The organism is Pseudomonas sp. Z4-7 (assembly GCF_051131965.1).
GTDB lineage: Bacteria > Pseudomonadota > Gammaproteobacteria > Pseudomonadales > Pseudomonadaceae > Aquipseudomonas.
On sequence record NZ_CP071642.1, the window covers coordinates 486,902 to 501,438 of the forward strand.

A 14,537-nucleotide genomic window follows, 5' to 3' on the forward strand; every position below is an offset into this window, starting at 1 on the left:
GCTCATGGCGCCGGGCTCGCGCAGATTTCCGAAAGCATGCGCAAGCGCCGTTTGGGTTCGCTGACGAACGGGTTGCGCTGGTCCCAGGCATAGCCCGCGAGGATCGCGCTGATCATGCGACGAATGTCGGCGGAGCCTTCGCTGTAGAAAATCACATCCTGGAAAGTACCGGCGTACCAGCCCTCGACGTAGCAGCGGAAGGTATCGACGCCGCGCTTGAGCGGTTCGGCGAACTCGCTCTGCCAATCCACCTGTTCACCTTGCAGCTGGCGATGCAGCACGCCGGCGGCCATGCTTGCCGAGCGCATGGCGATGGTCACGCCGGAAGAAAACACCGGGTCGAGGAATTCCGCGGCGTTGCCCAGCAGGGCGAAGCCAGGGCCGTGGAGAGTCTTGACGTTGGCCGAGTAGCCGCCGATGGTCCGTGCCGGCGTGTCCCACACGGCATTGCCCAGTACGCTGGCCAGGCTTGGGGTTTCGTTGATAAAGCCGCGCAGGCAGGCATCGAGGTCGTCGGTGCGGCCTTCGAAATGCTCCGCCGCGGCGACCACGCCGACCGAGCAACGACCGCCGCTGAACGGAATGGTCCAGAACCACACGTCACGCTGGGTCGGATGCGTGGTGATGAGGATTTTCTCCCGATCAAATGCCGGGCTGTCGATGCGGTCTTCGATGTGGGTGAACACCGCCTGGCGCGGCGGGAAGTTCGACGGCGCCTCAAGGTCCAGCAGGCGCGGCAGGACCCGGCCGTAGCCGCTGGCGTCAAGGACGAAGCCTGCCTCGACGCGGTACTCGCTGCCGTCTTCGCGCTGCACGCCCAGTTGCGGTTTGCCCCGGCTGAAATCGGCGCTGGCGATGGCCTGGCCGTAGCGGATTTCCACGCCTTGCAGCGCCGCCTGATCAGCCAGCAACTTGTCGAAGTCGGCGCGCTGGACCTGGAACGTGGTGGGCTTGCCTTTGCTGAAGGTGTCGCCGAAATCGAAGGCGCTGTAGCGCTCGCCCCAGGCGAATGCCGCGCCATTCTTGCGCTGGAACCCGGCGGCGTTGACCGCCTCGAGCATGCCGGCTTCTTCGACGAAATCCAGGCAATGGGACAGCAGGCTTTCGCCAATGGAGAACCGTGGGAAATGCTGGCGCTCGATGACCAGCACATCGTGGCCCTTGCGCTTGAGCAGTGCGGCGGCGATGGCGCCGGAAGGGCCTGCGCCGATAATGACGACCTGTCGACGTTCCATTTCAACTGTTGACACGGGGGCTCCTCGCCGGGACGGCAATCGAGGGAATACGGTGAAAGCCGGCCAGGGCCGGCAGCAATGTGGCGAACAACCCCATCAGCATCAGCGCGAAATACAGCGCCGGGCTGATGAGTTGTTGTTGCAGCAACAGATTGAGAAAGACGATTTCACTCAAGCCGCGAATATTCAGCAGGATGCTTTCCCGAAAGCGGCTGGCACCGGCGAACGAGGCTCCGGCCCAACCCAGCCCCAGCCAGTTGCCCAGCAGTTTGCTGGCAATCGGCAACAGCAGCAACGCCGCCAGCTGGACCCAGCCGAGGCTGTCCAGGGCGCTGTGCACATTGATCTGCACAATGCCGAACGTCAGGATCAACGGAATGGCCAGGTAGGTCTGCAACCTGTGCATCCACGCGGCGCCGAGCGGCAATACCAGCGGCACTTTGAGCGCCGCCATGCACAGCAGATAGCCGATGCCGGTGATCAGCGCGTTGAGCCGGTAATGTTCGGCCACCACCAGCAGGGCAAAGAACAGGCCACTGTGCAGCAAGGGTTGGCGCAGGCCCGCCAGGCGCAGCAGCAACGGCACGCCGGCGGCGGCCAGCGGCAGCAGCAGGCTGGCCAGGTGCAGGCTGCCCTGGGCCAGGGCGAACAGGCTCCAGCAGATCAGGTCGATCAGGATCGCGGTCTGCACCAGGCGGCGGGTCGCGTCGGGCGGGTAGGCGATGTGGCGCAGATACAGATACAGCACAGGTATCGCCGTGATCGCGAATAGCAGCCCCACCGCCAGCGAGCTGATCCACGGTTGCGGCGGCAGCAGCCAGAACGCGGTCGCCAGGCCGCAGGCAAACGGCACGCCAAAGCTCGGCAGGGCGATCTTCACGCTCTGGCGGTCGAGGCGCAGGTCGATGACATCGCTGAGGATATGCCCCAACAAGAGGGCGAACGCCAGGCTGTAGAGGTTCTTCAACCACACCGGGGAGACCAGTTGCGCACCGCTGAGGTGCCAGCCCGGTTCGATCCAGAAATACATCAGCAAGGGCAGGCCGAACGTCGCCAGCAGCAACTGGCTGACGATCGGGATCAGTCCGCAGCGCCGCCCGACAATCGTCGCCAGGGCAAACAGCGCCAGGGCCATCAACCAGAACAGCGGGGTCATCATTGCACCGGCTCCGTAGCGGCGTTCGCATGGGCTTGCTGCCCAGCCCACGGCGCCAGCATGAAGCTGAACGCCAGCCCCAGGCTCACCGCGAGACCGAAGTTGCTCACGGCCGGCGTGCTGGACAACGCCAGCAGGCCGAACGACAGCCAGGTGGTGATCGCCGCCAGCAGCGTGCCCAGCAGGCTCACGGCGGCCCCGCCGATCCGTTCACGCATGAGGATGGCGTAGTCGACCCCGATGGCCGTCACCAGCAACAGGCCGAACAGACTGAACAGCGTCAACGGTTGCCCCAGCCAGCCGAGGCTCGCCAGGCTGCACAGCGCGGCCAGGAGCGGCAGGGCGACGACGCGTAGGGCCCCGCCGACGCCGAACGGCCAGATCAGCACCAGCACGATCAGCACGCAGGACGCCAGCTTGAGTTCGGCGGCGCTGACCTGCGTGGCGGCGAAGACGCGGTTGAGGTCGCCGAGGCGATCCACCAATTGCACGCCGGGCAGATCCACCGCCTGCACGCGGAGCAACGCGGCATCGTTCAAGCCTTGCAGGCTGACCACCGCCGCCACGCCTTGGCCCGTCGGGCCGAGCCAGAGCATGCGGTAGGGTTCGGCCAGCGGCCCGCTCAATGCGGCATCGATGTCGGCGGTTGGCAAGGCCTGCAACTGCTTCAACTCCGCTTGCAGCGCGGCGAGCGGCACGCCCAAGTCCAGCAGCGGTTGCCAGAACGCGGGCAACCGCGCCAGGGCCGCGCGCAGTTTTTCCTGTTCGGCGGGCGGGCTGACCAGTTGATTGAGGGACAGGTAGCCCTGGAGTTTTTCCAGGCCGATCAACTGGTCGAGCCGCTCGTTGAGGGCGGTCTGGCGTTCGAGCAACTGCGCTTGATCATCGGCACGGATCAGGAAGAACTGGCTGGTCGGCTGGAAACCGGTAATGCGCGCGACATCGCGGGCTTCGTCGGTCAGGTGCTGGGGCGTGCCGATCCACTGGCGGATGTCGTTCTTGCTGGTCAGTTGCCAGAGACCGCCACCACAGAAGGCCAGCAACAAGGCCAGCAGAATCGGCGTGCGCACCCGCGCCAGCAGCACTTCGCGACACCTGAGCAGGTTATCGCAGAGGCGTAGCGGCCATTGCGCTGGGCGCAGGTCGGCGTGCTTGAGCAGGGCCGGCAACAGGCAGACCGCCGATAGATAGGCGCCGACCAGGCCGGCGGCAGAGAAGATAGCAATCTGGGTCAAGGCCGGGAAGGGCGTCCAGGCCAGCGCCAGATAGCCGATGCAAGTGGTTGCCAGGCTCAGGCTCAGCCCCGGCAGGGTCAGGCGCAGGGCCGGCCAGCTGCGCCATGGCTTGAGGCTCCAGCTTTTGGACAGGTAGTGCAGCGGGTAATCCACCGCCACGCCGATCAGGCTCGAACCCAGGACCAGGGTCATCACATGCATGCGCCCGAACAGCGCCACGCACGCCACTGCGCCGAACAATATGCCGACCAGCACCGGCACGAACGCCAGCCACACGGCAAAGCGTCGGAACGCCAGCAACAGTAGCATCAGGATGCCGACCGTCGCGCCGCCGCCGACCCAGGTGATCTCGCGCGAAGCCTGTCGCTGGCCACTGGCGGCATACAACAGGCCGCTGGCCGCCAGCAATTGGCCCTGGGCCTGGCTGGCTTGATCACGGCTGCGTTGCAGCAGATCGGCGACTTGCAGCGGCAGCTGCATGTCGAAGGCGTTACCCTGGGTACGCGCTCGCAGCATTACCCAATGCTTGCCATCGGCTTCGGCAACCAGCGCGCCGCTGCCCACGTCCAGTTGTATCGCACCGCGTTGTGGCTGGCTGTTCTGGATGCGCCCGGTCAGGCCGAGCCAGTCGTCCTGGCTGGGCACCAGGCTGAAGCCGCTGAACGGGTCGAACAGGGCCTGTACCCGCTGCTGGATAAACGCCTGGGGCTGCTCGATCAACTGTTGCCGGTCGACTGCCGAGAGCATCGCCAAGCGGCCATCCAGCAACTGCGAACGAAGCGCCGGCAAGTCGGCCTGGAGCGTCCATTGGACCTTGTCGAACAGCCCGCTGGCCTGCCATTGCTCGCCGAGGGCTTGCGCCAGGGCGATGGCCTGCTGGCGATCGGCGTGGCCGACCAGCACCAGGATCTCGCGATTGAGCGGCTCCTGCATGCGCTGTTCAGCGACAAGCTCCAAGGCGTCCGGGGATGTGCCCGGGACCAGTTCCATGAGATTGGCCGACAGCGGCGCACCGTTGCGCCATTGCCAACCGGCGAGCGCGAGCACCGCCAGCAGCAGGACCAGGAACAGCCTCGGTAGCCTGCGTTCACTCGGCAAAGTCATGTTGCTCCGCTTCGCTCAAGGGTTGCGCGCCGGTAGCGTCTTGCATCCGCAGTACGGTGCTGTCGCCCTGGGTTTCCAGCAGTTCGATGCGCTGGACCAGTTCGCCGCCGTCGATATTGATCTGCTTGAAGACTTGTTTAAGCAATACCGAGCGTGGAGTCAGGGTGAGTTTCCACTGCTGTGGCTGGCCCGACAGGCTCAGCTCGAAATCCCGCTGCAAGCCGCTGCTGTCGCCCTGCAATACCGCCAGGAACAGGCGGTTCTGCTCGGCGCCGGCGCTCTTGTTCGGCAGCATCTGCCAGGCGTTGCCATCGCGCCGGGCGATACCTTTGGCCGTGATGCGGTAGTCCTGTTGCAGCGGCGTTTGCAGCAGCCACAGCAGGCCGTGGTTTTTCGCCAGCACGAAACGGCCCTTGCTGATCAGCGGCTGGGGCAGGGCGCGCAGATGTTTTTCCTGGATGAACTGGCCGTGGATCACCTCCGGGCGGGCCAGTTGCCCGCTCAATTGCTGCAGGTCGAACGCCTGGGCCAGCGGCGGCAAGCCACACAGGAGCAGCCAGATGAACAGGCGTTTCATGACAGTTTCCTCTCGACGGCTTCGACAAATACCCGAGGCGAGGCCAGCAGCATTTCACGGCTGGCCATGTCCACGGCGACCTGCACCGAACTTGCCCGGGTCAGGCGTTCGTCGGTGGCGGCGTCGCTGATCAGGTAATTGATCTTCAGCCGGTTTTCCCACTCCACCAGGCTGGCGCGCACGGTCAGGGTCTGGCCGAACACCGCGCTGCGCACATAGCGTAACTGCAGGTCGATGATCGGCCAGGCATGGCCGGACTCGAGCATGTCGTTGTAGTTGTGGCCGATCAGGTCGAGCAAGGCGCAGCGGGCCACTTCGAGGTATTTAACGTAGTGGCCGTGCCAGACCACGTTCATCGAGTCGACGTCGAAAAACGGCACCACGATCCGGGTGTCAACGTGCAGAACGCCCTGGCTACGCATGCAGCCTCCAGTGTTGCTCGGCGATGCGTTGCAGGCACAAGCGCAATTCGCCTTCCAGGGCGCGATCTTCGATGACCGGCGGGAAGTCTTCGGCCAGTTGCCGGTGCATGGCGGCCAGCGCTGGCGGCAACGGTCGCGCGTCGTCGACACGGCTGCGCAGCCACACGCCTTGGTTGGCCGCCAGCAAGGTCGCGGCGGCCACCTGTTCGGTCAGCTCCAGCACACGGATCGCGTCCCGGGCGGCGATGGTGCCCATGCTGACCTTGTCCTGGTTGTGGCATTCGGTGGAGCGCGAGAACACGCTGGCCGGCATGGTGTTCTTCAAGGCTTCGGCGGTCCAGGCGCTGGTGCCGATCTGCACGGCCTTGAAGCCATGGTTGAGCATCGCCCGCTCGGCGCTGGCGCCGGACAGGTTGCTCGGCAGGCCATGGTTGTAGCGCTCATCCACCAGCAGTGCGAGCTGGCGGTCGAGCAGGTCGGCGACGTTGGCCACCAGGTTTTTCAGACTGTCCATGGCAAAGGCGATGTGCCCGCCGTAGAAATGCCCGCCATGCAGCACGCGCTCGGCTTCGGCATCGATGATCGGGTTGTCGTTGGCGCTGTTGAGCTCGGTTTCGATGAACGAACGCAGCCAGCCCAGGCTGTCCGCCAACACCCCTAGTACGTGGGGGGCGCAGCGCAGGGAGTAGCGATCCTGCAGGCGATGCAGCGGCGCTGTCGGTGCGTCGATGGCCAGGTCCTTGCGCAGCCACGCGGCGACTTGCATCTGGCCCGGGTGTGGCTTGGCGGCGAACAGGCGCTCGTCGAAATGCTCCGGGTTGCCTTGCAGGGCGACGACATTCAGCGCGGTGATCCGGGTCGCCAGTTGCAACAGGTAATCGGCGCGGGCGAAGGCCAGGCAGGCGAGGCCGGTCATCACTGCGGTGCCGTTCATCAGCGCCAGGGCTTCCTTGGGCCGCAGCACCAGCGGCGTCCAGCCCAGCTCGCGGTGCACGTCGGCGGCCAGCCGGCGCTCGCCACGGAACATGACCTCCCGTTCACCAGACAGCGTGGCGGCGACGTAGGACAGCGGCGTCAAATCGCCGCTGGCGCCCACCGAGCCTTCTTCCGGTATCAGCGGCAGGATGTCGTGTTCGAGAAAGGCCTGGAGCCGTTCCAGCAGTTCCACTCGCACCCCTGACACGCCGTGGCACAGCGACTGCAATCGCGCGGCCAGCACGGCGCGGGTAGCCTGGGCATCGAGCAGCTTGCCCAGCCCGCAGCCGTGGAAGGTGTACAAGTGTCGCGGCAAGGCTTCGACATGGTGCAACGGCACGGCCACCACGCAAGAGTCGCCGTAGCCGGTGGTCACGCCATAGATGACGCCTTCCTTGTCCAGCAACGAGTCGAGGAATTGCGCACCCTTGGCAATGCGCTGGCGGAACGCCGGGTCAGCCTGCAGTTGCGTCGGCGCCTGACGGTTGGCCAGGGCCAGCACGTCTTCGATGCGCAAGGCGTGTTCGCCGAAGGTTACCGGCTCAGGAATGGGCTTGGTCATCGGTCTTCCAGAAAGGGTAAAAGTTGAACCACTGTTGTGGCGCCTGGAGGCAATATTGCGCCAGACGGGCGGCGTACAGGCCGGCCCAATGGGCGATCACCTGTTCGCGCTCGTTGCGTTTCCAAACCACGGCATCGGCGAACGGTTCGAGGGTGACGCGATAACGTCCCTCGTGCTTGAGGCACATCAGCAGGTTGACCGGGCATTTCAACAGACCGGCCAGCAGCCAGGGCCCTTGCGGGAAGGCGGCCGGGTGCCCCATGAAATCCACCGTCACGCTGCGCCCGCCATGCAGCGGCACGCGGTCGCCGGCGATCGCCAGCCATTCGCCGCGCTCCAGGCGTTCGCTCAGTTGCAGCATGATCAGCGGGTCCAGCTCGCTGACCTGGATCAACCGCAGGTGCGTGGCGCCGGCTTCGCCGAGCAAGCGATTGAACTGCTCGGCGTGCTTGGTGTGCACCAGCACGTTCATGGTGACTTTCTCGCCCAGTTCGGCCAGGGCCCGGCACATTTCCAGATTGCCCAGGTGCGCGCCCACCAGCATTTGCCCACGGCTGTCGCGCAGGTGATTGCGCAGCAGCGCCGGGTCGACGATTTCGATCTGGTCGATGCTCAGTTTGCCGTTCCAGACGTCGAGTTTGTCCAGCAGCGAGTCGGCAAAAGCCATGAACTGTCCGAACACTCGCCGGTGCGTCGGGCGCAGCTCGGGCTGGCGGCTCCAGTCGGCGAGCCGCTGCTGGTATTGCCACGCCGCTTGCCGGGCACTGCGGCCGAAAACGAAGAAATACAGGACGATGCCGTACAGCACCGGCGTGAGAAGCCTTCGGCCAAGGACCTTCGCAGCCAACGCGGTGAGTTTCATCAGCCAGAAACTGCCGCGTTCCTGGCGGTCTGCCCAGTGCTGTTTGTCTGTGCTCATGCTCGCCACCGCCGCCAGAGGATAGCCGGCAAGCGCACCAGCATGCCGAAGAACAACCGAGTGTGCATGCGTGAAATCAGCACGTTGTCGTGGAACAGGCGAAAGTGCGAAACCCCGTCCAGAGGGTAGTGCACGCGGGTGCGCAACCAGTGCATTGGCTGGTTGCGCCAGGACAGGCGCACCAGGATGTCCGAATCGAAGTCCATGCGCTTGCCGATGTTCGCAGAGTCGATCAGTGCGAGGGTGGGGGCCAGGGGATAGACCCGGAAGCCGCACATCGAATCGCGGATCTGCAGCGACAGGCTGTTGATCCAGACCATCACGTGAGTCAGGTAGCGCGCGTACAGACGGCCCTTCGGCACGCTGGCGTCGTACAGCGGATAGCCGCAGATCAGCGCGTCCGGGTGGGCGCGGGATTGCTCGATGAAGGTGCGCACGTCGCCAAGGTCGTGTTGCCCGTCGGCGTCGACCTGCAAGGCGTGGCTGAAGCCCAGGCGCGAAGCCTCCCGCAGGCCGGTCATCACCGCGCCGCCCTTGCCCTGGTTCACCGCCAGCCGGACCAGGTGAACCCGCTCATGCCCGGCCAGTTGCTCCAGCACCGCCGCGCAGGCCGGGCTGCTGGCGTCGTCCACCAGCACGCAGGGCAAACCGTTGCCAAGCAACGTCTGGACCACCGTCGCGATGGCGGTTTCGTGGTTGTAGACCGGGATGACGGCGCAGGGGTTATGCATGCGGTATGTCTCGGCGGCTGAGGAGCATTTTGTGGCGAGGGAGCTTGCTCCCGCTGAGCTGCGAAGCAGCCCCTGATTTTTCAAGAGCGAGCGCTTCGCACTCGAGCGGGAGCAAGCTCCCTCGCCACAGGACAGCGGTGCGGTTAGTCATCGGCCACCCCCAGAACAATCCGCCCACTGGAGCACGCCGCGGTGTCGTTGCGATAGGTGAAATACAACTTGCCGCGCTCGCGATCGAAGCGCAGGTGTAGCTGGATTTCATCGCCGGGGCGCACCAGTTGCTGGAATTTCAGCACTTCCATGCCGACGAACCGTGGCGGCAACTCCATGAGTTGGCGGCCCAGGTTCAAGGCCCAGTCCACTTGCACCACGCCAGGCAGGACCGGCGCGGTGGGAAAGTGACCGCTGAAGTACGCCAGGTCTGGAGGCACGGCCAGACGCAGGTTCCATTCGCCGTCGGTCTCGCCTTGGTCGAGCACTTCAGGCGCCTTCGGACGTGGCGCCATCAGCAAAGTTTCGACCTCGGCCTGGGCCAGTTTGCCCTGGGCGTTGAATGGCAGTTGCCGCAGCCAGCGCCAGCGTCGTGGCAGGGCCAGGGTTTCGCAGTGTCCGCTCAGGTGCTGTCGCAGGGCCTCGGTCATGGCTCGTCGGCCCAGGTTGCGCAAGGCATGCAGGCCGGTTTCGCTGAGCACCAGCAGTGCGCCGAGAGAAGCACGATTTTCCTGGACCACCCCCAGCCGTGCTTCGCTGACCCAGTCGTGGGCCGTCAGCGCCTGCTCCAGCATTGGCAAAGAGATACGTTTTTCTTCAAGCTTGACGATGCGATCCAGGCGGCCGAGCAATTCGAAGCGCCCGTCCTCAGTGATACGCGCCGCGTCGGCGGTGTGCTCGACATGGCCGCTTGGGAGATAAGGCGAAGCAATCAGCAGGGCGCCGTCACTGTCCTGGCCCAGTTCGACGCCGGCAAAGGGTTGCCAGAGGTCGCCGCCCTGACGCCAGGCGATACCGCCGGTTTCCGAGCTGCCGAACACTTCCGTTGGCCATTGTCCCAGGCGTTGCCGAAGGCTGCGGGCTGCTTCGGCCGGCAGTGCGCCGCCGGAGGAGAACACCCGGCGCACGCTGCTCAAGGCCGGCCAATCGAGATTGTCGCCCATGCGCTTGAGCAGCGCCGGGCTGGCGACCCAGGCAAATGCCGGATGCTCGCGACTGGCGCGCTGAAGGTCTTCCGGGAAAGCCAACTGCCGGCGCACAAAGGTGCGTCCGGCGCATAACGGCCACAGCACCCGGAACAGCAGACCGTAGATATGCTGGGTGGCGACGCTGCCGATCATGCAGGCCTGCGGACCGAGGTCGGCGCCCCACAATTGCTCCAGCGCCTGGACTTCATTGCTCAGCTGGCGCAGGGTTTTCTCGATGCGCTTGGGCTCGCCACTGGAGCCGGAGGTGCACAGGGTCAACCAGCACTGATCGAGGTCCAGTTCGGCAGCCTCCAGCGGCGCCTGGCGGATCTCGTCGAGCCGGGCGTCTACGGGCAGGTCGGTCAGCCACAAGTCGACGTCGGCCGACCAGCGCTGGCGGGTTTGCGCTTGCAGGTCGGCGGGTAGCAGCACATGCGCCCCGGCGCGCCAGGCGCCGAGCAGGGCTACCGCGAGGTCGGCGGCATCTTCGAAATGCACGGCCACGCGCCGGATGCCCCGGGCTTGCAGGCCCGCGGCCAGGCACAGCGCGTCGTCGCGCAGTTGCGCGTGATTTATAGCCGGGGCGACTGCAACAACGCGGTCCGGCTGGGCCTTGAGCAGCATCTGCTCAAGTGTTATCCAATTCATGGGCGGCCTCTTACCCGTTGTCGTATGAGCCATTCAATGGCAAACATCAGGCCCATCAGTCCGTAGGAAATCAGGCCGGTGTACAACATCCACCAGCTCAGCGGCGCCCAAAGCGTCAGGATCGCAGCAAGCACACCGTTACACAGGAAAAACACACTCCAGGCCACTGTCACCTGGCGGGTATAGATCACCGCCCTGGCCGGCAATTGCGGTTCCCGCAGGCGGGCCAGGCGTTCAACCATCGGCGGGCCATATTTCAGGCTCAGGGTGAACAGCCCGAGCATGAACGCGCTGATCAGCACCGGATACCAGCGCAGCAGGAGCGGGCTGTCGAACACCGCGAGCAATACACAAAAGGTAATCGCCGATGCCGCCATCCAGCGATTGCCGGGGTTGCCTTTGCCGAGCAACGCCCGGGCCAGCCACAGGCCACCCAATAACAGCCCGAACTGCCATGGAGCAAAGTGCTCCATGCCGAAATACACCGCGAAGGGGTACAGCAGGCCCGCCAGCAGCAGGCCGAGGCCAATCAGCCGGCTCATGCGGCCGGTTGGACCAGTCGATAGACCGCCTCGACCACGTCGTTGACGGTGCGCACCGACTTGAATTCTTCGGCGGCAATCTTCTTGCCGGTCTGGCGCTTGATGTGGTCGATCAGGTCGACCGCATCGATGCTGTCGATTTCCAGATCCTGGTACAGGTTGGCTTCCAGCGTCACGCGATCGGGCTCCAGCTCGAAGAGCTCGACCAGGGCAGCACGCAGAATGTTGAAAATGTCGTCGCGAGTTTGCATGGTCCGGTCTCAGGGGCGTTTTGCAGTGACGAAGGCCGCAAGGCTTGCCACATTGCTGAAATGGTTACGGGTGTCCTTGGCGTCGGCGTCGATCTTGATGCCGTACTGCTTCTGAATCGCCAGGCCGAGCTCCAGGGCATCCACCGAATCCAGGCCCAGGCCTTCGCCGAACAGGGTCTGGTCGTCGCCGATGTCCTCGACGGCGATGTCTTCCAGGCCAAGGGCGTCGATGATCAGCTGTTTGATGTCACGGTGCAGATCGCTCATCTTCGGCGAGCTCCTTGATGTAATAGTGATGCAGAAAATCGTTGAGCCGGCGCGAAGCCTGCGGCGGGGGGCCAAGCGCGGTGAAGGCTTGTGGGTCTATATCGGCCCCAACGCGAAAACTGAAGTGCACGCGCCGCTGGGGGATGCGATACCAGGGTTCGGCCTTGGTCAGGGTGGTGGGGCTGACCTTGATCGTCACGGGTGTGAGGATCTTCGCGCCCCGCAGGGCGATGGCCGCGGCCCCGCGATGAAAGGCCGGGGCCTGGCCTGGGTGGGTGCGCGTACCTTCGGGAAAGACGATCAGGCACTGGCCGTCTTGCAGCGCGTCACTGGCAGCATCGAGCATGTCCATGCTGCCATCGTTGCTGATGTATTGAGTGGAGCGCAGCGGGCCACGGGTGAAGGGGTTGGTCCAGAGACTCTGCTTGACCACGCAGTTGGCGTCGCGCACCAGCCCGATCAGGAACACCACGTCGATCAGCGAGGGGTGGTTGGCGATGATCATCTGCCCGGGCCGGCCGAGTTTCTCCGCGCCGTCGATTCGATAGGTGAGCACGCCGGTACGGGCCATGAACCGGATGAAGAACCAGAACAGACGTCCAACCGTGCGGCGTGCCCGTTGCCGATGGGCCGTGGGATCGCCGGGTAACGCACTGAGCAACGGGAACACCACCAATCGCAGGCACAGCCCGCCCAGCCCGAAGAGGGCGAAGCTTGCAGCGGTCGCGAGCAGGCGCCAATAGTAGGCGTCGCGATGTTTACCGGTCACCGGTTGCGTTGCCAGGTCCATAGACGATTCTTCCAGGCATGTTGGCAGGTGGTGTCGTTTTCCAGCAGCTTACGCAGCAGATCCAGGGCATGGGGCCAGTCGCTGCCGGGCATGGGTGCCGGCGGGCTGGATAATTCAAGTTGCCAGTCGTCGCCCGAAGTCAGCAGGAGCCCCAGTGCGTAGGGAAACGGCACGTCGTTGACCCACGGCGCGTACACCTGCGGTGGTTGCTCTTCAGTGATCACCAGCAGTACCGCCGGCGCCCCCTCGTTCAGCAGTGCGGCGGCCTCCAGCATGCCGTGCTCCAGGCCGTCGCCGGTAGCGGCGAGGGCGGTCATCTCGCTGGTTTCGCCGCGCATGATCGACCACAGGCCGATGACGGCGTTATGCACCGACAGGCTGAACTGTGTCGGTGATAAAGGCTGATCGGCTGCCAGGTCCTTGAGAATCTCAAAAGTGCGCGGGGTTTCGCCGTGACGGGAAATAAAGACCAACGGCAGGTCCGGTCGACCTTCGGCCAGTGGCCAGGCGACGCTGAACGCCATGCGCGCCAGGCGGCTGAGTCGGCGGCGCTGCATGGCGGGCAGGAAAGACACGTCAGGGGCCGCATCGCTGATGGGCGGCACAGCCGGTTGTCGGCTCCATGCCTGCCAATCGTCCACGCTTTCGAGCCCAGGGGCCCATGCGCGCCATTGGGCGATGTTGAAATTGATCACAGACTCATCCCACCCCTGCGGGCTTTTTCTTGTCACGGTTCAGTGGCTTGACCCGCGTCCAACCCTGCATGGCCTTGCGACCCAAGTGGCGCGCATTATCCCGGTGCGGTTGGCTTGTAGCAAATGCTGGTTACATTTTGTCCAGGGAAATCCGTCGGCTGGTCAGGCCCTGCTCGGGCATGGCCGTTATCGCGCTTGTAACGACGCTGTCTGCTGGGCGCTTCGGCTACTTGATGAGCAAATTGACGCTCGGTTCCGCGAAAAAGCCACCGACACTGTAATCCGTCCATGACCGAGGTAGCGAAGCGGCGCCTTGGCCTACTACACTCGGGAATCTTTGATACACGGAGGTTTTGTCATGCGGCGTGTGGTGTTCAATCAGAAAGGTGGCGTGGGCAAGTCCAGCATCGCCTGCAATCTGGCGGCGGTCAGCGCCAGTGAGGGTTATCGCACGCTGCTGGTGGACCTGGATGCCCAGGCCAACTCCACTCAATACCTGACTGGCCTGACGGGCGAAGACATTCCCATGGGAATCGCCGACTTCTTCAAGCAGACCCTGTCGTCGGGGCCCTTCTCGAAGAAGAACAAGGTCGATATCTACGAGACGCCGTTTGACAACCTGCATGTCATCACCGCCACGGCGGAATTGACGGATCTGCAGCCCAAGCTTGAGGCGAAACACAAGATCAACAAGCTGCGCAAGCTGCTCGAAGAGCTCGACGAGGACTACGACCGGATCTACCTGGATACTCCGCCAGCCCTCAATTTCTATGCGGTTTCAGCGCTGATCGCGGCTGATCGGGTACTGATTCCTTTCGATTGCGACAGCTTCTCTCGCCAGGCACTGTATGGCCTGATGGCGGAAATCGAAGAGCTGAAGGACGACCATAACGAAGGCCTGGAAGTCGAAGGCATCGTCGTCAACCAGTTCCAGGCCCGCGCCAGCCTGCCGCAGCAGATCCTCGACGAATTGATTGCCGAAGGCCTGCCGGTGTTACCGGTGTACCTGAGCAGTTCGGTGCGCATGCGTGAGTCGCACCAGGCGAGCCTGCCGCTGATCCACCTGGACCCGCGGCATAAGCTGACCCAGCAGTTTGTGGAGTTGCATAATCTGCTGGAAAACGCCGACTGACTGGCTTGCACAAATCCACTGTGGAAGCGAGCCTGCTCGCGAAATCGGTGGCACATTCAACATTGGAGCTGCCTGACAGTCCGCTTTCGCGAGCAGGCTCGCTCCTACGGTGCTGAGG

Annotated in this window: 15 protein-coding genes; 1 reads left to right on the top strand and 14 read right to left on the bottom strand. The window is 64.3% G+C overall.

Annotated elements, in window-relative coordinates; all coding sequences use genetic code 11:
• Positions 1–2: 2 nt before the first annotated feature.
• The 14 genes from J3P91_RS02115 to J3P91_RS02180 form a co-directional block, all read right to left on the bottom strand.
• The gene (locus tag J3P91_RS02115) at positions 3–1,250 is read right to left on the bottom strand and encodes an NAD(P)/FAD-dependent oxidoreductase (RefSeq protein ID WP_434602595.1); all 1,248 of its coding nucleotides are present in this window, start codon (positions 1,248–1,250) and stop codon (positions 3–5) included.
• Complete coding sequence (locus tag J3P91_RS02120; RefSeq protein ID WP_434602596.1) at positions 1,237–2,394, bottom strand: sodium:proton antiporter; 1,158 nt, start codon at positions 2,392–2,394, stop codon at positions 1,237–1,239. The genes J3P91_RS02115 and J3P91_RS02120 overlap by 14 nt, the downstream gene beginning before the upstream one ends.
• Positions 2,391–4,730 (bottom strand): MMPL family transporter, encoded by a 2,340-nt coding sequence (locus J3P91_RS02125; protein ID WP_434602597.1) that lies wholly within the window; start codon positions 4,728–4,730, stop codon positions 2,391–2,393. The genes J3P91_RS02120 and J3P91_RS02125 overlap by 4 nt, the downstream gene beginning before the upstream one ends.
• Positions 4,714–5,307, bottom strand: coding sequence for an outer membrane lipoprotein carrier protein LolA (locus J3P91_RS02130; RefSeq protein ID WP_434602598.1), 594 nt, complete (start codon positions 5,305–5,307; stop codon positions 4,714–4,716). The genes J3P91_RS02125 and J3P91_RS02130 overlap by 17 nt, the downstream gene beginning before the upstream one ends.
• Positions 5,304–5,729 carry an acyl-CoA thioesterase gene (locus tag J3P91_RS02135; protein ID WP_434570118.1) on the bottom strand — a complete coding sequence of 142 codons (426 nt, stop codon included), beginning with the start codon at positions 5,727–5,729 and terminating at the stop codon, positions 5,304–5,306. Before J3P91_RS02135 ends, J3P91_RS02130 begins: the two co-directional genes overlap by 4 nt.
• On the bottom strand, positions 5,722–7,266 hold the full coding sequence (locus J3P91_RS02140) for an HAL/PAL/TAL family ammonia-lyase (protein WP_434602599.1): 1,545 nt from the start codon (positions 7,264–7,266) through the stop codon (positions 5,722–5,724). Before J3P91_RS02140 ends, J3P91_RS02135 begins: the two co-directional genes overlap by 8 nt.
• Positions 7,247–8,185 (bottom strand): glycosyl transferase, encoded by a 939-nt coding sequence (locus tag J3P91_RS02145; RefSeq protein WP_434602600.1) that lies wholly within the window; start codon positions 8,183–8,185, stop codon positions 7,247–7,249. The genes J3P91_RS02140 and J3P91_RS02145 overlap by 20 nt, the downstream gene beginning before the upstream one ends.
• Entirely contained in the window at positions 8,182–8,916 is a 735-nt protein-coding gene (locus J3P91_RS02150) for a glycosyltransferase family 2 protein (protein ID WP_434602601.1), read from the bottom strand. Before J3P91_RS02150 ends, J3P91_RS02145 begins: the two co-directional genes overlap by 4 nt.
• Positions 8,917–9,059: 143 nt before the next feature.
• Positions 9,060–10,742, bottom strand: a complete 1,683-nt coding sequence (locus tag J3P91_RS02155; RefSeq protein ID WP_434602602.1) for an AMP-binding protein — start codon at positions 10,740–10,742, stop codon at positions 9,060–9,062.
• Positions 10,739–11,284 (bottom strand): hypothetical protein, encoded by a 546-nt coding sequence (locus J3P91_RS02160; RefSeq protein ID WP_434602603.1) that lies wholly within the window; start codon positions 11,282–11,284, stop codon positions 10,739–10,741. Before J3P91_RS02160 ends, J3P91_RS02155 begins: the two co-directional genes overlap by 4 nt.
• A complete protein-coding gene (locus J3P91_RS02165; RefSeq protein WP_434570106.1) occupies positions 11,281–11,535 on the bottom strand; it encodes an acyl carrier protein in 255 nt (84 codons plus the stop codon). The genes J3P91_RS02160 and J3P91_RS02165 overlap by 4 nt, the downstream gene beginning before the upstream one ends.
• A gap of 9 nt (positions 11,536–11,544) precedes the next feature.
• Positions 11,545–11,802, bottom strand: a complete 258-nt coding sequence (locus J3P91_RS02170) for a phosphopantetheine-binding protein (RefSeq protein ID WP_434570104.1) — start codon at positions 11,800–11,802, stop codon at positions 11,545–11,547.
• Positions 11,783–12,592 (bottom strand): lysophospholipid acyltransferase family protein, encoded by an 810-nt coding sequence (locus J3P91_RS02175; RefSeq protein ID WP_434602604.1) that lies wholly within the window; start codon positions 12,590–12,592, stop codon positions 11,783–11,785. The genes J3P91_RS02170 and J3P91_RS02175 overlap by 20 nt, the downstream gene beginning before the upstream one ends.
• Positions 12,568–13,287, bottom strand: a complete 720-nt coding sequence (locus tag J3P91_RS02180) for a beta-ketoacyl synthase chain length factor (RefSeq protein WP_434570100.1) — start codon at positions 13,285–13,287, stop codon at positions 12,568–12,570. Before J3P91_RS02180 ends, J3P91_RS02175 begins: the two co-directional genes overlap by 25 nt.
• Before the next feature lie 358 nt (positions 13,288–13,645).
• On the opposite strand from J3P91_RS02180, the gene J3P91_RS02185 reads away from it, so the two are divergent.
• Positions 13,646–14,419 carry a ParA family protein gene (locus J3P91_RS02185; protein ID WP_434602605.1) on the top strand — a complete coding sequence of 258 codons (774 nt, stop codon included), beginning with the start codon at positions 13,646–13,648 and terminating at the stop codon, positions 14,417–14,419.
• Positions 14,420–14,537 lie beyond the last annotated feature (118 nt).

Bases quoted from the DNA above. Each gene is read 5' to 3' on its own strand.
- J3P91_RS02170 (WP_434570104.1), bottom strand. From the start codon at position 11,802: ATGAGCGATCTGCACCGTGACATCAAACAGCTGATCATCGACGCCCTT.
- J3P91_RS02130 (WP_434602598.1), bottom strand. From the start codon at position 5,307: ATGAAACGCCTGTTCATCTGGCTGCTCCTGTGTGGCTTGCCGCCGCTG.
- J3P91_RS02145 (WP_434602600.1), bottom strand. From the start codon at position 8,185: ATGAGCACAGACAAACAGCACTGGGCAGACCGCCAGGAACGCGGCAGT.
- J3P91_RS02150 (WP_434602601.1), bottom strand. From the start codon at position 8,916: ATGCATAACCCCTGCGCCGTCATCCCGGTCTACAACCACGAAACCGCC.
- J3P91_RS02140 (WP_434602599.1), bottom strand. From the start codon at position 7,266: ATGACCAAGCCCATTCCTGAGCCGGTAACCTTCGGCGAACACGCCTTG.
- J3P91_RS02185 (WP_434602605.1), top strand. From the start codon at position 13,646: ATGCGGCGTGTGGTGTTCAATCAGAAAGGTGGCGTGGGCAAGTCCAGC.
- J3P91_RS02165 (WP_434570106.1), bottom strand. From the start codon at position 11,535: ATGCAAACTCGCGACGACATTTTCAACATTCTGCGTGCTGCCCTGGTC.
- J3P91_RS02135 (WP_434570118.1), bottom strand. From the start codon at position 5,729: ATGCGTAGCCAGGGCGTTCTGCACGTTGACACCCGGATCGTGGTGCCG.
- J3P91_RS02125 (WP_434602597.1), bottom strand. From the start codon at position 4,730: ATGACTTTGCCGAGTGAACGCAGGCTACCGAGGCTGTTCCTGGTCCTG.
- J3P91_RS02120 (WP_434602596.1), bottom strand. From the start codon at position 2,394: ATGATGACCCCGCTGTTCTGGTTGATGGCCCTGGCGCTGTTTGCCCTG.
- J3P91_RS02160 (WP_434602603.1), bottom strand. From the start codon at position 11,284: ATGAGCCGGCTGATTGGCCTCGGCCTGCTGCTGGCGGGCCTGCTGTAC.
- J3P91_RS02175 (WP_434602604.1), bottom strand. From the start codon at position 12,592: ATGGACCTGGCAACGCAACCGGTGACCGGTAAACATCGCGACGCCTAC.
- J3P91_RS02155 (WP_434602602.1), bottom strand. From the start codon at position 10,742: ATGAATTGGATAACACTTGAGCAGATGCTGCTCAAGGCCCAGCCGGAC.